Origin of the sequence: Nocardia arseniciresistens, from assembly GCF_046764875.1 — a bacterium.
GTDB classification, from domain to species: Bacteria; Actinomycetota; Actinomycetes; order Mycobacteriales; family Mycobacteriaceae; genus Nocardia; species Nocardia arseniciresistens.
The window spans coordinates 1-17,595 of the sequence record NZ_JBKORD010000011.1 but is presented as its reverse complement, the minus strand read 5'-3'; the positions used below and the strand labels follow the sequence as shown (position 1 = coordinate 17,595).

Sequence of the window (17,595 nt, the reverse complement as noted above, 5' to 3'; positions counted from 1 at the left end):
AGGATACAAAAGTGACAGTGACGGTCGTCGTCGGCAACCCCAAGCCCGCCTCTCGCACACTGACCGCGGCGAGTCTCGTCGCGAAGGGATTGCGCCAGGACTCGGAGCCCACGGTGATCGACCTCGTATCCTTCGGCTCCGGCCTGCTGTCGTGGGGCGACCCCGCGGTCGCCGCAGCGGTGCAGGCCGTCGCGGCCTCGGAACTGGTCGTATTCGCCAGCCCCACCTTCAAGGCCACCTACACCGGCCTGCTGAAGCTGTTTCTCGAACAATTCGACGGCGGCACCGGCCTCGCCGATGTCGTCGCCGTTCCGGTGATGCTCGGCGCCGGGCCGGTCCACGCGCTCGCGCCGGATCTGTTGCTCAAGCCGGTACTGGTCGAGCTCGGCGCGACGGCGGCCTTGCCCGGTCTTTATCTGTCGGACCGCACATTCCAGGAAGACGGTGTGATCGAGCGCTACACCGACCGGTGGCGTTCGGTCGCGCAGGCACTAGGTACGAGGACCACCGATCATGCATGATCTCTTCGAATTCCCCGCCGACGGCGCAGGCCTTCGCCGCGCCTTCGCCAGTTTCCCCAGCGGTGTCGTCGCGGTATGCGCCGAGACCGAAGGTGTCCGGCATGGCCTCGCGGTCAGCACCTTCGTCCCGGTCTCACTCGATCCGCCGCTGGTGTCGTTCTGCGTACAGAACAGCTCGGCGACCTGGCCGAAGCTGCTCAACGCGACGCACCTCGGTCTGAGCCTGCTCGGTAACCACCAGGAGGACGCGGCGCGCGCGTTGAGCACCCGCAACGGCAACCGCTTCCACAATGTCGAGCTCTATCGGGGCGCCACCGACGCGATCTTCGTCGACGGGGCCGCGGCGTGGATCGAAGGCGTGCTGGAGGTCCAGGTGCCCGCGGGCGACCACGCAGTGGTTCTGCTTCGCGTCACCCGCCTGGCCGCCCCCGGCGAGGTCGAGCCACTCGTGTTCCACGGGAGCAAATTTCGCAGGCTGCATCCGCACAACGACGAGGTCAGCGAGATTGCCAGCTGACCTGCGAGCGGCGCTTGCCCGTGAGGTCGGCGGCGGGCTCGTGGGTAAGGTGCTAGAAATGGCGACCTTTGCGCTTCCCGCTGGCCGGTTCGATACTGAAGTCCTTCAGCGGCACTGGATTACGCTGTCCAAGTCCGACATCGACACGGCCGCGGTGCTTCGCGAACGGTTGGGTGTGGACTTCGCGCAGGTCGGGAGCGGCGTGCGCGAGAGCGAGAGTTTCCTGTACTTGCCGGTGGCGATGAACTCCGCCCATGGCGATGGGACCGAGCGGGATTCGATCGTCTTCGCGCTCGGAGCCGATTTCTTGATCACGCTGCAACCGGACGCGCACTTCGCGCTCTTCGACAAGGCTGTCGCGAAGATGCAGCGCAACCCTGCGCTGACGGCGTCGTCGCACAGTGTCATGTACGCACTGCTGTGGGCTTTGAACGAGGTGTCCTCGGACGTTGTTCGGGACGGCAGCGATGCACTGGACGCGGTCAGCGACGATATCGAGAAGGCCACGCAAGGACATCGCGATGTCGGTGTCGCCGAGGTCCGCGAGATCACTTCGCGGATGAACGAGGTCGAGCAGGTCGTGTCTCGCGTCCGGGAAACTCAACTCCAGCTTGCCCGAGCCGCTCGGCACCTGATGGCGGATGCGCCGAAGAGCCTGGATGGTCTCGAAGCGATGATCGCGGTCCTGATCGCCGACATAAACGGCGTGAAAGAGCACGCCGGCTTCGAGCACGACAAGGTCCGCTATCGACAGCAGTCGCTATTGCTTCCGTTGGCCTACAGCAAACGGAAGAGTTGGTTGCGCTGACCGCTCGGCCCAGGTGAATTCAAAGTCGGGATCGGAAATAGGAGCGGTCCGGTGTGATGCGACCAGCGTCGACGAGGGTGGTTAATGCGGCAGCCTTGCGTGCGCAGCTATCTACCCGACACATCATGTGCTGTTGCATCACCTCGTGTGCTTCGTGGATCGCCAATGACGTTTCGGGGGCGGCATGAGGGTTCGGGACGGGGGCGGGTCTCGTCGAGGTGCTGCCAGGGCGGTGACTCGCGGCTCGTCGAAGTCGCGCCGCCGGTGGTGAGAACGAGAGCAGTCGGTGCGGATAGGCGGCGCCCCATATGACGATGGCTGCAAACGCGATCATCACGATGACCAGGGAAATTTGCAATGGGGTCATTGAGTCGACCACCTGTCTTGCGGGCTACGAGATTCCAGGCAGGGTGCAAAACATCATCAGGTGGAGTGCTTCGCACTCGAGCAGCGGTATCGCTGTCGCCGGTACCCCCGAGTACCGACCGCGACTCCAGCAGGCCGGTCAGTGTGGACGCCCGGGAGCCGATCGTGGTTGCCGCGATGTGTCAGCGGCTGCGCGGACGCCCTTTTGGAGCGGCCAGCATTCTCGCAGCGTACGCGGATGCTGCGCGGAATAGCACGTAATGGATATTCCGCTCATATTTTGGCCACCATGAGGACTGTGGGCGGCCGGTATCGGTCAGCTGACGAACTCGATCATGAGTTGTCTGTGGCATCGGCGTAATACGGGGACAGGCGCAGCATCGCGCGTTCGGCGAACGGGCGGGTCAGCGGCATCAGGTGGCGCTTCCAGCCGAGGGTCGCCGCGATGTCGGCGGTGATGGTGTCGAAGTCGCAGCGCTGGTACCAGAGCATCCGCTGGCTCGCCTCGGTATCGAGCCAGTCGGTGACGTAGGTCTTGTCGCTGAATGCCGCCTCCGGCAGCATCCGCAGCCCCATGGCCTCGAGCACTCCTGCGACGAACTGCCGGTAGGTGACCTGGCAGGAAGCCCCGCCGCCGATGAACATGGTTGTGCCCCAGACGAGTTCGGTCTCCAGTGCGTTCGCCATCGCCAACGCAGCATCCGCGGGATGGAGTACCTCGATCCGGTTGTCGAGGCCGATTTCGAACATGATCGGCTCGGCCCTGCGCACGCCGATGATGGGTACATCGGCGAAACGCGGTATGAACCAGGTCAATTCGCTGCGCCGCACCAGCGCCTCGCCCTCGATCTTGTGTCTGCTGTAGGCATCGTTGGCCTCCAGCGGATCCTCGATCCGGCGGGGCGGCGGCCTGTCGAGGGTGCGACCGTGCACGTCGAAGGTCGAGGCGAAGATCAGGCGCGGTGACTTCGATTGAGCGCGACAGGCGGCGATCACGTTGGCGGTGCCGTCGACATTCACCTGCCGCGCATACTCGGGATCGTCATCGCTCGCGGGCGGAATCACCGCCGCGAAATGCAGTACCGCCTCGACACCGGCCACCGCGTCGGTCACCGCGTCCGCGTCGCGGATGTCTGCCCAACGGACATCGGTCACGGTCGGGAACCGCGCCGCACGCCGCTCGTCCGCGGGTGTCCGCGTGGCCAAACAGCGCACCTCATGTTTGCGCCGCAGCAGCTCGGCCAGCACATGCGAGCCGATATTGCCGAACGCTCCGGTGAGTAACAGCTTCACAGGGCACCACATTCTCGCACGCCGGGCTTTCCGGACCACCGTATCTGCTCGGCCGGGGTTCCGGCCTTCTTGTGGCGTGGCAGGTCGCCCTCGGCAGAAATTTGCAGTTTCTGAAATATTGCAGATCGTGCTAAATTCTCGATCATGTCTCATGCGAGGGATGACGAGCCGCCGATGGGTCTGCGCGAGCAGAAGAAGCGCCGGACCCTGCTCGACCTCTGCATGGCGGCACGGCGTTCGACGGTCGAGCGTGGGCTCGACGCCACGACCGTCGATGACATCGCGAAGGCGGTCGGAGTCTCTCCGCGCACGTTCTTCAACTATTACGAGACGAAGATGGACGCGGTGGTCGGTCCGGTCGGTGAGATCGGCACACCGGAACTGCGCGAGCAGTTCAGGGCGGGTGGCCCGAGCGGCATCCTCATCGACGATCTCACCTGGCTGTTCGCCTTGGGATTCGAGCCTGAAAGCGAAGTGCGCGAGGGCATCTTGCTGGTGACGGAGATCATCAAGACCGAACCGCGGGTGCTCGCGGCCTTCATAGCCTCCGGCGTCCGGTTGGAGTCCGCCATCGGCGAGCTGCTCTCGGCGCGGCTCGGTACCGAGGTGTCATCCGAATTCGTCGCGCTCACAGCGGGACTCACAACGACCATCACCTCCAGGGCAGCAATGTCCTTGGCCGGTGACCCGACCGGGTCGCTGGCGACCGCAATACGTGATCACTGTGCCATGGCCGCTCGGCTGTTCGATCGGCCCGCGGACCAGAAAAGGAGACGTGTCGATGACCACGACGGCTGATTCGCCGCCAACCCCGATCATCCTGACCCAGAAGCGGATCTGGTTGATCTTCGCCGCGCTGATCGCGGGGATGTTCTTGGCCAGCCTCGATCAAATGATCGTCGGCACCGCGATGCCCACCATCGTCGGCGATCTCGGCGGCATCTCCCATATGGCCTGGACCGCAACCTCGTATCTGCTGGCCACCACCATCGTCATGCCGATCTACGGCAAATTCGGCGACATGTTCGGCAGGCGTTGGCCTTTCCTGTTCGCGATTACCGTGTTCACGGCAGCCTCGATCGGTGCGGCCGCGTCGACAGGTTTCTGGGAGTTCATCGTGTTCCGCGGGCTGCAAGGCGTCGGCGGTGGCGGGCTGATGATCCTGGCGCAGGCCATCATCGCGGATGTGGTGCCGGCCAAGGACCGCGGCAAGTACATGGCGCCGATGGGTGCCGTCTTCGGCATCACCTCGGTCGGCGGTCCGCTGCTCGGCGGCTTCTTCGCCGATCACCTCGATTGGCGCTGGTGCTTCTGGATCAACGTGCCGGTCGGTATCGCGGCGTTGGTCATCGCATTCCACTACCTGAATATCCCCAGCCACCGCCCCAAGACCCGGCCCGACTATCTCGGCGTCGTCTTGATGTCGTCGGCGACCGCGCTGCTGATCCTGATCACCGATTGGGGCGGCAAGCAGCACGCGTGGGGCTCGACGACGATGGTGTCGATGATTGCCGCGTTCGTGATCGTGGTCGCGGCCTTCGTGATGGTGGAGGCGCGCGCGGAGGAGCCGATGCTGCCGCTGTGGCTGTTCCGCAACCGGACCTTCGTGCTGACCTCGGTGATCGGGTTCCTGATCGGTCTGGTGATGTTCGCCGCGCTCGCCTTCATCCCGACCTATCTACAGATGGCCACCGGTGCGTCCGCCTCGGTCTCCGGCCTGCTGTTGATACCGATGATGGTCGGCATGATGGCCACCTTGATCACGTCCATGACCGTGATCACCAAGACCGGCCGATACCGGGTCTACCCGCCGGTCGGTGCGGCGCTCATGGGTCTCGACCTGTTGTGGCTGACCCAACTCGACGCGAACACCTCGATGTGGGTTGTTTCTGCCATGCTGTTCGTGATGGGTGCCGGCCTCGGCTTGATCATGCAGATCATTGTGTTGGTCGTGCAGAATTCCGTAGCGCCCAACCAGATCGGCACCGCGACCAGCGCCAACAACTACTTCCGGGAAATGGGTGGCGCGCTCGGCGTCGCGATCTTCGGCTCGATCTTCACCAGTCGGTTGACCGAGGGGCTCACCGACGTCTTCGTGTCGAACGGACCGGAAGCGGCGGCGGCGAAACTCGACCCGAGTGCCCTGGTGCCGTCGGTTGTCAAGCAACTGCCCGAAACCCTGCACGACGCGATCGTCGGAGCCTACGTCGACGCCCTCGTGCCCGGCTTCTGGTACCTGATCCCCGGTGCGATGCTGGCGTTCCTGCTCGCCCTGTTCATCCCGCACCTGAAGCTCTCCGATGAGGCGGGCATGGTCGCCCGCGGCGAAGCGGTGATGGCCGAGACCGATGATCTCGAGACGGACCCGAAGGTGGTAGCCGAACGCTGAGACGGACCCGCCCGGTGGTCGGCTTTTCGGCGACCCGCCTGTCACCGAGGTCACTGATCGAACGCGATACGCACTCGCCCCGATTCCGGCAGTGGTTTGCATTCGGTCGACGCCGCAGGCCGTGCCACGGCTCGACTGGGTGTGTGCCGCGTGCGGGACGGATCGGTATGCCGATCGGACGGACGGTGCGGCGATCGCCGATTGCGCCGGCGGCGAACGAGGGTGCGCGATCGGCACAGGCAGGCGCATCCTGGTGGAGAGAAGGTGTAAACCGGGCTGCAGATGGGGGCCGTCGTGGACGACGATTCGGTTCGTTCCTCGGCGTCGAACGCCGAAGATGCTGCGATGGATGCCTATTCGCGTACGGTCAGCGCGGTGGCGGCGTCGGTTACGCCGCATGTGGCCAGCGTGCGAACGCGCCGGGGGACCGGGTCGGCGGTGGTATTCACCGACGACGGTTTTCTATTGACCAACGCGCACGTCGTCGGCTCGGGCGCCAGCGGCGAGGTGGTGTTCGCCGACGGGGTGGAATCGCGGATCGATGTCGTCGGAGTCGATCCCCTATCGGACCTCGCGGTGTTGCGCGCGCGAGGCGGGGCGCCGGGCGCCGTCGTCCTCGGCGACGCCGACAGACTGGTCGTCGGGCAGCTCGTGGTGGCGGTCGGGAGTCCGCTGGGGCTGGCGGGCTCGGTCACCGCAGGCGTGATCAGTGCGCTCGGCAGGGCGGTCCCGGTCGCGTCACGCCGCGCCGGACGGGTGATCGAGGATGTGATCCAGACCGACGCCGCATTGAATCCAGGCAATTCTGGTGGGGCACTGGCAGATTCGGCGGGCCGGGTCGTCGGGGTCAATACCGCGGTCGCGGGAGTCGGTCTCGGCCTTGCGATTCCGATCAACACGACCACCCGGCTGATCATCACCACCTTGCTCAGCGAAGGTCGGGTGCGTCGCGCCTATCTCGGTTTGGTCGGGGTGCCCGCGCCGCTGCCCGCTACCGTCGCCGCGCGCACCGGGCAGCCGGCGGGCGTGCGCGTCGTGGAAGTAGTGCGCGGTGGTCCCGCCGACCATGCCGGATTACGTCGAGGCGATTTGGTATTGAGCGTGGCGCGCTCGGAAGTTCGTGATGCGCAAGGCATTCAGCGTCAACTGTTCGCCGAGGCGATCGGGGTCTCGCTGCCGGTGACGGTGTTGCGCAATGGGGCGATGGTGGATGTCTTCGCGGTGCCGATCGAGCTGACCGTCGACTGATGCGTTGGCCTGTCCGGGTGGGGACTATTCGGGTACCGAGACCGGCGCGGGCGCATCGGCAGCCGTCGCCGGTTCAGGAGTCTGCGTCCACCGCGCGTCGACGACGAGGCCGATGATCCCGACCGCAATACAGACACCGGACACCGCGAACATGGCCGGATGGGTGCCGCCGGTGAGCGCGTCGCCGAGGATGACGGTGCCGACAGTGCCGGGCAGGATACCGACGACCGTGGCGATCATGTAGGGCCAGAACCGGATCGAGGACAGTCCACAGCAGTAGTTGATCACCGAGAACGGCGCGAACGCGATCAGCCGCAGCGATCCGACTGCCAGCCAGCCGCGGCGTTCGAGGCGATCATCGATGGCGCGCACGGCCGGATGGGTGAGATGCGCCGCCACCCTGTCCCGGTCGAGGGCGCGCACGAGCAGGATCGCCAAGGCCGCGCTGACCGTCGTCGCTGTCACCGCGAGTGCGATGCCGAGTGCCGGACCGAAGAGCACACCGGCGCTCACAGTCAGCACTGTTCGCGGCATCGGCGCCACCGTAACCAGCGCGTGCACCACTAAGAACAGCAGCGGAAAAAGGGGACCGACCGTGCTCGCCCAGTCCTGCATCTGCTGCGGACTCGGCAGCGGAATCAGCATCGCCGCGACGAAGAGCGCGCCGCCGCCGACGAGCAGCGCGACGACACGCGGGTCACGGATCAACCTGGTCACCCGTGCGAGGTTACCGGGTAGTAGTGGCGGCCAAGGTCAACCGACCGGAAACCTCCCGCTAGCATCAAAGGAAACGGGACGAATGACCGTTAACCTAAATGCTCGCTGAGCTGGGCGAATACGACGGTATCGGGCCACGCAGTGAGTGCGCCCGTAATCGAGTGGAAGAGGACAGCAGCATGCCGATTGCTTCAGATCCGACAGCGGATCCGGTGCCCGAGTACGCCGCGTGGCGCACGGGTGTGGCCGGAGTTCTCGCGAAGGCTCGCAGGGTCGACGCCGCCGATCTTCCCGAGGACCCCGAGCGGCTGCTCGCGGAGACTACCTACGACGGGCTGACCGTCAACCCGCTCTACACCCGCCGCGACGAGCGGGCCGAACAGCCGCTGCCGGGTACCTTCCCCTTCGTGCGGGGCCGGGACGCGACCCGTGATGTGAACCGCGGCTGGTATGTGAGCGCCTACGTCGGCGCCGCCGATGCCGCGGCGGCGAACCGCGAGATCATGTTCGGTTTGGAAAACGGCGTCAGCGCGGTGTGGCTCGGCGTCGGCGAGCGTGGCGTGCCGGTCGCCGACGTGCCAGGAGCTCTGTCGGGGCTGCTGTTCGAGCTGGCTCCGCTGACCTTGGATGCCGGTAATGCGGCCTCAGCGGCGGCCGCGCAGATCTTCACCGTCCTCGACGGCTACGAGCTGTCCGCGCGTAAGGACATACAGGTCGGGCTCGGCGCGGCTCCGCTCACCAGCCGCTTCGCGAGCACCGACGACGTCGACCTCACCGAGGCGCTCGGCCTTGCCGGGCAGGCGATCGCGCGTGCCGAGACCGTTCGCGCGATCACCGTGGACGGCACCGTTTTCCACGACGCCGGCGCTTCGGATGCCCAGGAACTGGGGGCCGCGGTAGCGGCCGGTCTGGAGTATCTCCGCGCCCTCGCCGAGGGCCAGGACATCGCGGATGCGCTCGGCCAGCTCGAGTTCCGCTACGCCGCGACCGATGACCAGTTCGCCACCGTCGCGAAATTCCGCGCGGCCCGGCAGCTCTGGGCCCGTGTCGCGCATGTGTGCGGTGCACCCGCGTTCGGTGGCGCGCCGCAGCAGGCCGTGACCTCCGCGGCCATGATGACTCAGCGTGACCCATGGGTGAACATGCTGCGCACCACTCTTGCCGCGTTCGGCGCCGGTGTCGGCGGCGCGGACACCGTGACGGTGCTGCCCTTCGACTCGGCCCTGCCCGCCGGTGAACTCGGAGTTTCCAAGCCGTTCGCCGACCGGATGGCTCGCAATACCCAGTTGCTGCTGCTCGAGGAATCGCGCATCGGTCACGTGCAGGACCCGGGCGCGGGTTCCTGGTACGTCGAGGACCTCACCGCCGCGCTCGCCGCCAAGGCGTGGGAGTTCATGCAGGAGATCGAGGCGGCGGGCGGCTATCAGGCCGCGCTTGCGTCCGGTCTGATCGCCGAGCGGATCGCCGCGACGAGGGCGGCGCGGGATTCCGATGTCGCGCACCGTAAGACGGCGGTCACCGGCGTGAACGAATTCCCGAACCTGGCCGAGCAGCCACTGTCGGAGGCCGCGCGTCAGGATGCGCGGATCGCTCGCTACGGCGCGCAATTCGAGGCGCTGCGTAACCGGTCGGATGCCTACCTGGCGGCCAACGGTTCTCGGCCGCGTGCACTGCTTGTGCCGCTCGGTTCGGTTGCCGAGCACAATGTGCGGGTCACTTTCATCGCCAACCTGCTGGCCTCGGGCGGCATCGAATCGATCAACCCCGGGCCACTGGCGGCCGATAGAATCGGCCCGGCGGCAACGGAATCCGGTGCCACGATCGCGGTGCTGTGTGGTTCGGACAAACGCTACGGCACCGATGCGGGCGACGCGGTCGATGCTTTGCGTGCCACTGGGGTCGTGACGGTGCTTTTGGCCGGTTCCGCGAAGGCCGTCGCGGACTTGACCGGTGCGCAGCGCCCCGACGGTTACCTCGCGGCGCGCATCGATGCGGTCGCCGCGCTATCCGGCCTGCTGGAGAAGGTGGGAGCCTGATGACACTGAGTGGAATCGAACGACAGGGCGAGATAAAGCACGTGATCGGCAGTTTCGCCGACGTGCCGCTGGCCGAGCGCCCCGCCGAGCCCGCCGCGGTGGATGCCGCACAGGTGGACGCCTACGTTCATGCTGCCGCCGAGGCGAACAACTACACGCCCGAGCAGCTGGTGTGGTCGACGCCGGAAGGCATCGAGGTGCCTCCGGTGTTCACCAAGGCGGACCGGGATGCCGTTGCCGCGGAAGGGTATCCCCTCGACAGCGTGCCAGGGATCGCGCCGTTCCTTCGTGGACCGTACCCGACGATGTACGTCAACCAGCCGTGGACCATTCGCCAGTACGCGGGCTTCTCCACCGCCGCCGACTCGAATGCCTTCTACCGCCGCAACCTGCAAGCCGGGCAGAAGGGGTTGTCGGTCGCCTTCGACCTGGCCACCCACCGCGGCTACGACTCCGACCATCCGCGCGTCCAGGGCGACGTCGGCATGGCTGGAGTCGCCATCGATTCCATCCTCGACATGCGTCAGCTTTTCGATCACATTCCGCTCGATCAGGTCAGCGTCTCGATGACCATGAACGGTGCGGTGCTGCCGATCCTCGCGCTGTATGTCGTTGCGGCGGAAGAACAGGGCGTGACGCCCGACCAGCTGGCGGGAACCATTCAGAACGACATTCTGAAAGAGTTCATGGTCCGCAACACCTACATCTATCCGCCCAAGCCCTCGATGCGGATCATCTCCGACATCTTCGCCTACACCAGCTCGAAGATGCCGAAGTTCAACTCGATCTCCATCTCCGGCTACCACATTCAGGAAGCGGGCGCGACCGCCGACCTGGAGCTGGCCTACACCCTGGCCGACGGCGTCGAATATCTGCGCGCCGGTATCGCGGCGGGCATGGAGGTCGACAAGTTCGCGCCGCGGCTTTCGTTCTTCTGGGCGATCGGCATGAACTTCTTCATGGAGGTCGCCAAGTTGCGGGCCGGGCGGCTGCTGTGGAGCGAGCTGGTCGCGAAGTTCGAGCCCAAGAGCGCGAAATCGCTGTCGCTGCGCACCCATTCGCAGACCTCCGGCTGGTCGCTCACCGCGCAGGACGCCTACAACAATGTGGCGCGCACCTGCATCGAGGCGATGGCCGCGACCCAGGGCCACACCCAGTCGCTGCACACCAACGCCCTCGACGAGGCGCTCGCGCTGCCGACGGACTTCTCCGCCCGCATCGCCCGCAACACCCAGCTGCTGATCCAGCAGGAGTCCAACACCACTCGGCCGATCGACCCGTGGGGCGGCTCGTACTACGTGGAGTGGCTGACCCACCAGCTGGCCAACCGCGCGCGTGCCCACATCGCCGAGGTGGAAGCGCACGGCGGTATGGCGCAGGCCATCGGCGAGGGCATCCCGAAGCTGCGCATCGAGGAGGCAGCGGCCCGCACCCAGGCGCGTATCGACACCGGTCAGCAGCCGGTGATCGGCGTCAACAAGTACCAGGTCGAACAGGACCAGGTGGTCGAGGTCCACAAGGTCGAGAACTCGCGGGTGCGTACCGAGCAGATCGAGAAGCTGCAACAGCTTCGCGCCGAACGTGATTCGGCCGAGGTCGAACGTGCGCTCGCCGAATTGACCCGTGCCGCTGGTTCTTCGGAAGGCGGCATGGCAAACAACCTGCTCGCCCTCGCAATCGACGCCGCGCGCGCCAAGGCGACCGTCGGTGAGATCTCCGACGCGCTGGAGCAGGTCTACGGCCGCCACCAGGCCGAGATCCGTACGCTCTCGGGTGTGTACCGCGACGAAGCCGGGAAGGTGACCAACATCAGCAAGGCCATCGAGCTGGTCGAGGAATTCGCCGAGGCGGAAGGCCGTCGACCGCGCATCCTGGTCGCGAAGATGGGACAGGATGGCCATGACCGAGGTCAGAAGGTGATCGCGACGGCCTTCGCCGACATCGGCTTCGACGTCGATGTGGGGCCGCTGTTCCAGACACCGGAAGAGGTGGCGCAGCAGGCGGCCGACAACGACGTGCACGTCGTCGGTGTGTCCTCGCTCGCGGCAGGCCACCTCACGCTGGTGCCCGCCCTGCGGCAGGCACTGGCCGACGTCGGTCGCCCCGACATCATGGTCATTGTCGGCGGCGTGATCCCGCCCGGTGACTTCGACGAATTGTACGAGGCGGGTGCTGCGGCCATCTTCCCGCCGGGCACCGTTATCGCCGATGCGGCGATCGACCTGTTGAAGAAGCTCGCTACCGAACTCGGACATGAGATCGGGAGCGGCACCGTGGACTCCACCGGCGCCGAATGAGCAAACGCGTCATCGACGTAGACGCACTCGCCGAGGCGGTCCGCGACAACGAGCGGGCCGCCTTGGCGCGGGCGATCACGTTGGTCGAATCGACACGGGCCGATCATCGGGCCCTTGCGCAGCAACTGTTGCTGCGGTTGACCCCCGGCGCGGGCACCAAGGACGCTGTGGTGTCGAATCGTGTTGGTATCACCGGTGTTCCAGGCGTCGGCAAGTCGACCTTCATCGATGCGCTCGGCATGGATCTGCTCGGTAAGGGGCACCGTGTCGCGGTGCTGGCGGTCGATCCGTCCTCGACCCGCACCGGCGGCTCGATCCTCGGCGATAAGACCCGTATGGCGCGACTGTCGTTGGAGCGCAACGCTTATATCCGCCCGTCGCCTACCGCGGGCACCCTCGGCGGGGTCGCCAAGGCGACGCGCGAAACCATCGTCTTGCTCGAGGCAGCGGGCTACGACGTGATCCTGGTGGAGACCGTCGGCGTCGGGCAGTCCGAGGTGACGGTCGCAAATATGGTCGACGTCTTCTGCTTTCTCACCCTGGCCAGGACCGGAGATCAGTTGCAGGGCATCAAAAAAGGTGTCCTCGAGCTCGCGGACCTGGTCGCGGTGAACAAGGCCGACGGCAGACACGAACTCGAAGCCAAGGGCGCCGCCCGCGAGCTTGCAGGCGCGCTGCGCCTCATCCACCCACACAACGCCCTCTGGCGCCCACCGGTTCTCACCATGAGTGGACTGGAAGGCCAAGGCCTCGACAAGTTCTGGGACACCGTCCTCGAGCACCGACGAGTCCTGACCGACGCGGGGGAGTTCGACGAGAAGCGCCGCCGTCAGCAAATCGACTGGACCTGGACCATGGTTCACGACCAGTTGTCACGCCGCCTGGCGGACAACCCGAAGGTGAAAGCCATCCGCGCCACGGTGGAAAGGCAGGTCCGCGAGGGTTCTCTCACCGCTGCCCTCGCCGCCGAAGAGATACTCGACGCCTTCGATAGTTGACGGTCTCCGGGCGGCACCGCTGTCCTAGGACTGATGGTGCCTGCCCGGCGGCCCGTCGCTGTGCCATTGTTGGTGTATGCGCCTGAGTCTTTCGATTGCCGATTTCACCTGGCCCGACTCGCCCGCACAGATCGGGCCGCGGGTCGACCGGATCGCCCGTGCCGCCGACCAGGTCGGGCTCGACACTGTGTTCGTGATGGATCATCTGTTCCAGATCGGCTCGAACGGGCCGCCGGAGAACGACATGCTCGAGGCATATGCCGCGCTCGGGTATATCGCGGGACGGACCGAACGGGTCCGGATCGGTGCCTTGGTAACAGCGGTCAGCTACCGCGACCCCGGCCTGCTGATCAAGAGTGTCACCACGCTCGATGTGCTGTCGGGCGGCCGAGCCTGGCTCGGCATCGGTGCGGCATGGAACGCCGACGAGTCCGTGAGCCTCGGCCTATCCTTCCCGCCGACTTCCGAGCGCTACGAAAGACTCGAAGAGACCCTGCAGATCGCGAAGCAGATGTGGGAAGGCTCCGATCGGCCGTTCGAAGGCAAGCACTACACCCTGACGCGGCCGTTGAACGTCCCGAATTCGCTGACCCGTCCGCACCCGCCGATCATGATCGGCGGGCAAGGCGAGCGAAAGACCCTCCGGTTGGTCGCGCAGTACGCGGACGCGTGCAATCTGTTCGGCGGCTCGGTCGAGAACGTGGCAACCAAACTCGATGTCCTGCGCGGACACTGCGAGTCGGTCGGACGGCCGTACGAAGACATCGAGAAGACGATGGTGGAGTACTTTCACCCGGACAAATCTGTTGCCGAGCAGGTCGATTCATTCGGCAGGTATGCCGAGATCGGGATAGAGCACATTGTGCTCGGGCGGTCGGGGGCGTTCGTAGACGAGGACTTCGAGGCGATCTCGGAGCTGGTGACGGCGGCAGCGGCACTCTGAGGTCGGACGGCGGGTGTACGGGCGGTGTGTTCGGCGAAGCGCATGGCTGGTCGGTAGGTCGCGCCCGATGCCGTATAGACGGTGCCGTTGTCTCAGAGCGCATCTGAGAACTCGGCGTCTGGTCGGCGTGTCAGGCGTGGGATCTGAGAGGACTCCCGGTACGACTGAGATTTCCACACCATGACGTCACTACCGAGAGTCCCTGTGCCAGTGTCGCTTACCTGCTCGTGTTCGTCGTGCCCGGCCCACGGCAAGTCGCCGGCCGGCTCGCCGAAGTACCCGTTCTATCTGGTGCGTGGCGGCATCGCCTGGATGCAGCTTCCGCACGACTTCCCGCCAGCCAAAACCGTCTACGACATCTATCGAGGGTGGGCGAAAGCCGGTGCGTGGCAACGTATCCGCGATATGTTGCGTGATCGCGTCCGGGTACGCGCCGGGCGGAACCCTCAACCGAGCGCAGCTGTCATCGACTCACAAACCGTCCGCGGCGCCGACACCGTGGCCACCGGCATAACTGGATACGATGCCGCCGAGAAGACCAAGGGCCGCAAGCGCCATATCGCCACCGATACCACCGGGCTGCTGCTGCCGGTCGTGGTGACCGCCGCCTGCATCCAGGACCGCGACGCCGCACACCGGCTGCTGGCCGCCGTGTGCGCCCGCTTCGCCACCATCACGCTGGTGTTCGCCGACGGCGGCTACGCAGGCCGCCTGGTTTTTGGTCGAAATCCGTTGTTGCGCCAGCGATTCAGATCGTCAGGCGCAGCGACACCGCCGCCGGGTTCGAGGTACTGCCCCGCCGCTGGGTTGTCGAACGAACATTTGGGTGGCTGACCAAACACCGGCGCCTGGTCCGCGACTACGAAACCCGCCCCAACCACCACGAAGCGATGATCTACATCGCCGCCATCCGAACCCTCACCCGTCGATTAGCTCACAGGACCGGCCAGCAGAGCATCCCCAGTGCAGCCTCCGCGTTGTCCCAACTCGCCGGACCACTCGGCTTCACCGAAAGACGCTCCAGCGCCGCCATGGCTTCCGGGCCACCCATCGCGCCCAGCAGCTCGATGGCCGAGTCGGCACCGATGTCCTCGATCACGCACCGCTCGGTCAGCTCCACCGCCCACTCGGCGAAACGGCCCGGATCTGGGTCGAGAGCCAGCCAGCGGAACACCGAGTCGGCCGTGTCATGCCGCAGGAACGGGATCAGCGCCCGCATCACCACTTCGACGTGATCCACGACGTGCCGCTGCAACGAGTACAGCCTCTCCCGCCCCCGCCACTCCCGCACGAGCTCGTCCACACCGGCCCACGTCACCTGACTGGTGCGGGGCATCCTCATCCCGACGGCCTGATGGAATTCCTCCCACACGTGCCACAACAGTCCAGGCGACGGCGGCTCAGGCACATAAGGCGCCAATTCCGAGTCCTCCAGCAGCACGGCTACCACCTGGCGGGCCTCGGCCACCCGCTCGTCGGTGCGCGGCAGGTCTAGGATCCGGCTCCAGTCGCATTCGTCCCAGGGCTGCGGCAAGGACCGCAGGGCGCGGGGCAGGACATAGTCACCCTCCGGATCACGCCACCGCGCGACCTGCGGATCCCACATCTCCTCAGCACTCGACTCCGTGTCCAACTCGCTCACCCCGCCGTCCCACCAACCTCTCGCATCCAACGTCCGCTCATTCGATACCCACGTGCGCGTCGGCGCTGTCGGACGCCTTCCCTTCTGACCAGACCATCGTGCCTTCACTCAACGAACAGCCCGCACCACCCGCCAAAGATCTGAGTTTCCAGACGCTCTCTCAGAGGTTGTCGACGATCGTCGCGACCTCGCGTGCGCAGCCGTAACCGATGGTGATGCCGGACCCGCCGTGACCGTAGTTGTGAATCACGGGCGTGGCGGTGGATCGGTCGAGTTCGAGGCGAACCTCGCTCCTGCCAGGCCGCAAGCCGACGAGCGTTTCGAGGACTCGACTCTCGGCCAGCTGTGGGGCGAGGTCGCGGCATCGGTCGAGGATCGACTGTGTCAGAGCGGGATCGGGAGTCACATCCCACTCGTTGGTATCGAGAGACCCGCCGAGGATACAGTCGTTCGCGCGTGGATGGACATACGCACGGCCCAGCGGATGCGTCTCGTCGCGGACCGATACGGACAGTCCGGGATTGCTCACGCGAACGATTTGTCCGCGAATCGGATACATCGTGTGATCGTCGACCAGTTCTCCGGCGCGCAACCCGGCACAGTTGATCACTACGTCCGGTGTCAGATCGGCGACGTCATCAATCCGGTGGACCGTGCGCTGGACCCACCGCGCCCCTGCCGCGTCGACCTGGTCGCGAAGATGCGGCAGAAAGACGGGCATCTCGACAAGCGGCACCGCGAATCGGAAACCGAAGGTGTAGCCGGGCGGGAGCACGTCCTGTTCGGCGGCGCGAAACCCGCGGACGGTGTGCGACCACATCGGAATCGAGGGCTCGTTCCGGTACAGGGCCAGCGATTCGCACATACGCACGCCGGGCGTACCGGCGGCGGCCTTCTTTTCCAGATGCGCGAATGTCTCCGTACTCCACGCATCGACTCGGTCGGCGGGGCCTGCCGCGGTCGGAAACCACACGGCCGCAGCAAGAAATGATGTCGTCGCGCTGATCGGTTCCGCACTCACGACGGTCACATCGTGGCTGCCGCGTAGCAGTTCGGCCGCTGACGAGAGACCAGAAATCCCCGAACCGATGACGACGACGTGCATCTGGGGGAGTTTACCGCTCGGGGGTGGCAGCGGCATGGGAGGTGCGTGTCGAGCGGTCGGTGGGCGGGCGCTGGGGGTGGGTTGGGTCGAGTTGGGGGTGGGTTGGGTGAGGGGGTTGGTCGGGCTGCGGTTTGGGGTGGTGGTCATGCAGAAACTCTTCGGGATCAGCGTTCCAGGAGGGGTTGGCGGTCAATGGTTTTGCCGGGGGTAATGCTGGGCACGTCAGGTGGGGTACCCGACTTTCTCTACCGCGACTCGGGCGGGCAGGCGCCGGTTTCCAGCGTGAGGACTGGCTATGGTTGCGTTACAAGCGGTTTGAGTAACGAAAGGTAGTCATAGGGTGTTTTTATGGGCGTTCGCTGCCGCCATTTTTACTACCGTCGATAGCCATTTCACCAACGCCGATCACTGCGAAACGGAATTGACAATGATTTCATGATGTGGAATGGCAAGCGGTGCCGGAGTGTGCGACGAGCAGGGCTGCGGCTTTCTGCCGTACGGACAGCTTCGTCGGGTGTATCGCGGAACGATGCACGATGTGATATCGAGGAGCGGTGAACAGTAAATATTTGTTACCGGTTCTCCAATGATGGTATGTGAAAAGGGGTGTCCAACAAAGAATTTCGAGATATAATTCGAACATGGATTCGAACCCCGCCTCGATCACCGACCCGTCGGTAGAGGCGGCGTTATCCACCCTCGAAGCCGGACTCAC

General features: G+C 65.5%; 15 protein-coding genes. 12 read left to right on the top strand and 3 right to left on the bottom strand.

Annotated elements, in window-relative coordinates; all coding sequences use genetic code 11:
• Positions 1 to 11: 11 nt before the first annotated feature.
• From ACLMAJ_RS20715 to ACLMAJ_RS20705, 3 genes are read left to right on the top strand one after another with little or no spacing between them, the layout of a single operon-like run.
• Complete coding sequence (locus ACLMAJ_RS20715) at positions 12 to 521, top strand: NADPH-dependent FMN reductase (RefSeq protein ID WP_412015419.1); 510 nt, start codon at positions 12 to 14, stop codon at positions 519 to 521.
• On the top strand, positions 514 to 1,038 hold the full coding sequence (locus ACLMAJ_RS20710; RefSeq protein ID WP_412015418.1) for a flavin reductase family protein: 525 nt from the start codon (positions 514 to 516) through the stop codon (positions 1,036 to 1,038). Before ACLMAJ_RS20715 ends, ACLMAJ_RS20710 begins: the two co-directional genes overlap by 8 nt.
• Before the next feature lie 58 nt (positions 1,039 to 1,096).
• Positions 1,097 to 1,846 carry a CorA family divalent cation transporter gene (locus tag ACLMAJ_RS20705; protein WP_412015417.1) on the top strand — a complete coding sequence of 250 codons (750 nt, stop codon included), beginning with the start codon at positions 1,097 to 1,099 and terminating at the stop codon, positions 1,844 to 1,846.
• Positions 1,847 to 2,545: 699 nt separating this feature from the next.
• Here the strand turns inward: ACLMAJ_RS20705 and ACLMAJ_RS20700 are convergent.
• Positions 2,546 to 3,505 carry an NAD-dependent epimerase/dehydratase family protein gene (locus ACLMAJ_RS20700; RefSeq protein WP_412015416.1) on the bottom strand — a complete coding sequence of 320 codons (960 nt, stop codon included), beginning with the start codon at positions 3,503 to 3,505 and terminating at the stop codon, positions 2,546 to 2,548.
• A 144-nt stretch (positions 3,506 to 3,649) separates the two neighbouring features.
• On the opposite strand from ACLMAJ_RS20700, the gene ACLMAJ_RS20695 reads away from it, so the two are divergent.
• The 3 genes from ACLMAJ_RS20695 (at position 3,650) to ACLMAJ_RS20685 (ending at position 7,142) form a co-directional block, all read left to right on the top strand.
• Positions 3,650 to 4,303 (top strand): TetR/AcrR family transcriptional regulator, encoded by a 654-nt coding sequence (locus ACLMAJ_RS20695; RefSeq protein WP_412015415.1) that lies wholly within the window; start codon positions 3,650 to 3,652, stop codon positions 4,301 to 4,303.
• Positions 4,287 to 5,894 (top strand): MDR family MFS transporter, encoded by a 1,608-nt coding sequence (locus ACLMAJ_RS20690; protein ID WP_412015414.1) that lies wholly within the window; start codon positions 4,287 to 4,289, stop codon positions 5,892 to 5,894. The genes ACLMAJ_RS20695 and ACLMAJ_RS20690 overlap by 17 nt, the downstream gene beginning before the upstream one ends.
• Before the next feature lie 345 nt (positions 5,895 to 6,239).
• Entirely contained in the window at positions 6,240 to 7,142 is a 903-nt protein-coding gene (locus ACLMAJ_RS20685) for a S1C family serine protease (RefSeq protein WP_412015413.1), read from the top strand.
• A gap of 24 nt (positions 7,143 to 7,166) precedes the next feature.
• Here ACLMAJ_RS20685 and ACLMAJ_RS20680 read toward each other — a convergent pair whose 3' ends face one another.
• Entirely contained in the window at positions 7,167 to 7,859 is a 693-nt protein-coding gene (locus ACLMAJ_RS20680) for a TVP38/TMEM64 family protein (RefSeq protein ID WP_412015412.1), read from the bottom strand.
• Between the two features lie 179 nt (positions 7,860 to 8,038).
• Here ACLMAJ_RS20680 and ACLMAJ_RS20675 point away from each other — a divergent pair, with 179 nt between their 5' ends.
• From ACLMAJ_RS20675 to ACLMAJ_RS20650, 6 genes are all read left to right on the top strand, one after another.
• A complete protein-coding gene (locus ACLMAJ_RS20675; protein WP_412015411.1) occupies positions 8,039 to 9,895 on the top strand; it encodes a methylmalonyl-CoA mutase family protein in 1,857 nt (618 codons plus the stop codon).
• Positions 9,895 to 12,192: a methylmalonyl-CoA mutase gene (gene scpA / locus ACLMAJ_RS20670; RefSeq protein ID WP_412015410.1), complete on the top strand. Its 2,298-nt coding sequence runs from the start codon at positions 9,895 to 9,897 to the stop codon at positions 12,190 to 12,192. Before ACLMAJ_RS20675 ends, scpA begins: the two co-directional genes overlap by 1 nt.
• Positions 12,189 to 13,190 (top strand): methylmalonyl Co-A mutase-associated GTPase MeaB, encoded by a 1,002-nt coding sequence (meaB, locus tag ACLMAJ_RS20665; RefSeq protein WP_412015409.1) that lies wholly within the window; start codon positions 12,189 to 12,191, stop codon positions 13,188 to 13,190. The genes scpA and meaB overlap by 4 nt, the downstream gene beginning before the upstream one ends.
• Before the next feature lie 76 nt (positions 13,191 to 13,266).
• Positions 13,267 to 14,133, top strand: a complete 867-nt coding sequence (locus ACLMAJ_RS20660) for an LLM class F420-dependent oxidoreductase (RefSeq protein WP_412015408.1) — start codon at positions 13,267 to 13,269, stop codon at positions 14,131 to 14,133.
• A gap of 204 nt (positions 14,134 to 14,337) precedes the next feature.
• Complete coding sequence (locus ACLMAJ_RS20655; protein ID WP_412015407.1) at positions 14,338 to 14,967, top strand: transposase; 630 nt, start codon at positions 14,338 to 14,340, stop codon at positions 14,965 to 14,967.
• Positions 14,880 to 15,368, top strand: coding sequence for a transposase (locus ACLMAJ_RS20650; RefSeq protein ID WP_412015680.1), 489 nt, complete (start codon positions 14,880 to 14,882; stop codon positions 15,366 to 15,368). Before ACLMAJ_RS20655 ends, ACLMAJ_RS20650 begins: the two co-directional genes overlap by 88 nt.
• 567 nt (positions 15,369 to 15,935) lie before the next feature.
• On the opposite strand, the gene ACLMAJ_RS20645 is transcribed toward ACLMAJ_RS20650, so the two are convergent.
• The gene (locus ACLMAJ_RS20645) at positions 15,936 to 17,027 is read right to left on the bottom strand and encodes an FAD-dependent oxidoreductase (protein WP_412015406.1); all 1,092 of its coding nucleotides are present in this window, start codon (positions 17,025 to 17,027) and stop codon (positions 15,936 to 15,938) included.
• Between the last annotated feature and the right edge of the window lie 568 nt (positions 17,028 to 17,595).